The organism is Oribacterium sp. Sow4_G1_1 (genome assembly GCF_052116105.1).
Lineage (GTDB): Bacteria > Bacillota > Clostridia > Lachnospirales > Lachnospiraceae > Oribacterium.
Window position 1 is genome coordinate 1 of the sequence record NZ_JBQKLS010000037.1, and the last position, 3,579, is coordinate 3,579.

General features: G+C 45.8%; 3 protein-coding genes. All 3 read right to left on the minus strand.

Features of this window, described 5'->3' with window-relative positions; translation table 11 throughout:
- Positions 1-123: 123 nt before the first annotated feature.
- Positions 124-855 carry an ATP-binding protein gene (locus tag ACTQ52_RS12200; RefSeq protein WP_441982771.1) on the minus strand — a complete coding sequence of 244 codons (732 nt, stop codon included), beginning with the start codon at positions 853-855 and terminating at the stop codon, positions 124-126.
- Positions 855-2,480, minus strand: coding sequence for an IS21 family transposase (gene istA / locus ACTQ52_RS12205; RefSeq protein WP_441982772.1), 1,626 nt, complete (start codon positions 2,478-2,480; stop codon positions 855-857). Before istA ends, ACTQ52_RS12200 begins: the two co-directional genes overlap by 1 nt.
- Positions 2,481-2,552: 72 nt before the next feature.
- A partial coding sequence (locus tag ACTQ52_RS12210; protein WP_441982773.1) for an IS21/IS408/IS1162 family transposase occupies positions 2,553-3,579 on the minus strand: 1,027 nt, incomplete at its 5' end.

Genomic DNA, 3,579 nt, shown 5'->3' on the forward strand with positions numbered 1-3,579 from the left:
CTTGTTGTGAATGAGTAAGCAAATGCCGCCGAAGGTGATCTCCGGCGGCGATAACCCATACGACATTCATGACGCAAAGTTGAGCAGTTCAGCGACAGCTCATGAGAGCAGTTCCGTGACAGCTCATGAAATCAGCAACATATAGTGTTTTGTTGCTCGCTTCATGATGGAATTCGCCGATACCTCATCGTTGAGAATCATTGCCTTCCAGTTCTCTGGATTACGTTGAGAGCAGACGATAGTGCTCTTTTGCTGTTCATTTCGCTTTTCAAGTAATTCGAAAAGAATCTTGATCTCACGCTCGTCTGTTATCGTGTGGAGCAGGAAATCATCAAGGATGATCAAATCCCATCTCAGGTATTTCTTCATCTTACGAGCGTATTTGTCATAATCCTGTTCTTTTAGCGCAACCATACTCTCCAGCAGTTCTTCGCTGTGAAAATAACCAACGTTATAACGATTACAGGCTTTGATACCGATAGCCCTTGCAAGATAAGACTTTCCGGCGTCGGACTCGCCGAGAATACAGAGATTATATCCTCGTTCAATGAAGTTCAAGGAGGCGAGCTGCTCCGTTACGCCAGTAGGGAGATACTCACGTTTGTCAGAATCGACACATTTTGTCAGTTCCTCAGGCGATCCATTTAGACGTGCAGCTGTTAAACGATTCTTCAGTGTCGTGCTGACTTTTTCCTGAAACTGCGGGCCAATCAGCTCGGCGATAAGTGTCAGACGGTCCATTTCGAGGAATTCCGGTCTATGGTACAGCTCGTCCAAAGTGGCTGCCATGGTTGAAAGTTTGAGTTCGTTTAGCTCATCCACTAATTCGTTCATGAGTGCTGTTCCTGTAAGCATCAGCTATCCACCTCCTCTCGCATATGATCAGCAAGAGCCTTGCTGCGAGATAAGAGTGTATCGATACTGGATGCTTCTGGTGGCATTACGTATCCGCCACGTTCAGGGGCTTTCTTTGATGGAACCGAATAACGGTATCCTGCTTCTCCGAGGTCATCTGCAACAACAGAAATCGTATTTTTAATAAAAGTGTATTTCTGTTTGTTTAATTCGATTGCCTGTTTGCAACACTCCTCAAGCGCCCGGTTACTGTACTTCTTTGTGAAGTTCAGAATCCCGATGCACATACGGTAGGTCTGGACTTCATAGGTCCTGGACTTGAGGATGGTCCGGATGACTGTCTCGGTGTTCTTTCCGATAAGCTGAGCTTTCTGAATGAAGTATGGGCCATTCCACTGGGTGAATCTTTTGTAATTATCCGGCAAGTGCTCTGGATTCGTAGACCACTGTCCCTTCCGAGTTGCTCTTGGCCATTCGCAAAGAAATTCCCCAGCAAGCGAATAAATGCGGACGACGGTGGCTGATGCCTTAATAGATACTTTCTTGTGCAAATGCGCCTTGTCTACGCTATAATAAGCGTTGTCAAAGCGGACGTGGAAGTCACTTGACACAGTTGCCGTTCTTCTTTCCATGTACTCGTAATGCGTGGAAGGGAGCGGCATTAATTCAAGTTTCTCCTCTTCCCAATAGTAGTATCGATTGTGTTCTTTCTTCTTGAACGGCTCTTTGTTCAGCGCCTCCAGTTCCTTCCAGAGATCCTGGTTAAACTGTTCCAGCGAGAAATACTGGCGTTCTTCAAGTTTGTGGAAGAATCCTTTTTCCAGAATTCCAACAGCGTTTTCTACGGAGCTTTTGAACTTCGGCTTGCGAACCTTGGCTGGCAGAATAACGGTACCATAGTGATCAGCCCAGTCAGCATAATCCTTATTCAGCTCCGGCTCGATCCAGTCCTGATTGACAATAACGGCCTGCTTACAGTTATCGCAGACTACTAAGGCCGGAACGCCGCCAAAGTAATCCAGTGCGTGATTATTCACGTCGATCCACTGAGGCTCTTTGGTAGATAGCATTCCTTCTGCATAAATGTACTGAGAGTACGGAAGGATCGCTACGAAGACAACGATGGTCATGATTTCTCCGGTAACAGGATCCACCATGGTGAAGGTCTGACCTGCGAAGTCCACCTCCATCTTTTGTGCGATTACGGCATCAAAGTGGGCGGTCTCATAATTCTCTTCGCACCATTTGTTGTAGAGCTCACAGTACTGACTGTACTGGTAAAAGCGCGCCCCTTCTTCTTCGCACTTTTTCTTGTAGCGGTTCCACAGAAACATGAGCGTCATGTTCTTCCTGGTTGCCATTAACTTGGCTGCCTCTTCATAATCCGGAAGTTCGATGTTTTCGTTACGGCAACCTGACCCAGATACAGACCCATACACCTTCATGGCTATCCCATAGTTCGTGATGCCTGTCGGTAATGGATACTGAAGATCTTCACACTTCTTGAACGCTCGCAAGAAGTCGTTAACGCCAGACTTACTGTAACCTGCCTGACGAGCTATTTCGCTACCTGACATGGATAGCGCATAGTGTTTGATAATGATGTCCTTGTAATCCAACTGCATACATTATCCTCCTTAAAAATGATGTATTCACCATCGCTTGGATGGTTAGCATCATTATAAAGGAGTGGACCACTAAGATAGAGCTCGTGCCGACCGTTCAGAAACGGAATGCGGCCGTTTTGCTTCGCAAACCCGGCCGATTAGCTCCGCAATATGCATACTCTTGTAACTGGGTGAGGATGTATAGGATAAAGCTTTTTTACAGGCTGCTTCAAGCAATGCATCTGAGTATTTCTCAGCAAGCTTTAGAAGTCCCATACAACTTCGGTAGGTCTGTTGTTCCACACTTTTGGAGGTCAGTATTGCATTAACCACAGTGTATGTATTTATGCCAATCCGCTCAGCCCATTTGCGGAACCGGTCACCGTTCCATTCCAGATATTTCTGGTGGTCTTCCGGCATATGTTCCGTGATAGTGCTGTACTGCCCAGGGCGTCCTTTCAGACGACGATGGGAAGCAATGCGGTTATGATTGTAGAAAATTTCAATAGTGGTATCTGTTACCTTCACATCAACTTTCTTTTTGATATATTCATAAGGAACTGAGTATAGCATCCCGTCCACAGATATGTGATAATTGAACTGGACGGTGGCTGTTTTCCAGTCACTCAGTTCAAAACGGGTAGCAGGTAATGGTGCCAGCAATGGTTTTTCTTCCTCAAGAAATAAGATTCGCCGACTACCCTCTTTCTTTTGAAAGAGCCTTTGGTTGAACAGTTCGAGCTTGTCTCTGATTGCACGATTTAATTCGGCAAGGGAGAAGAACTGTTCATCCCGAAGTGCTGCTGTTATCCAGGTAGAGATATTTCCTACCGTTCCTTCAGCATTCGGCTTATCCTTGGGAGCTCTGACACGTGCCGGAATAATAGCGGTGCCATAGTGTTCAGCCATTTCCTGATAGGTTTCATTAATCTGCTGGTCTTTAAGTCCACCATTGTGAACAACTGCAGTTTTGCAGTTATCCGGTACGAGAATCCTGGCAACACCGCCAAAGTACTCGTACATATGGACATGAGCATTAATCCATGATTTCTGCTTCATATCCAGAAATGCTTCCACGTATGTATACTGGCTGTAAGTCATTACACCAACAAATATG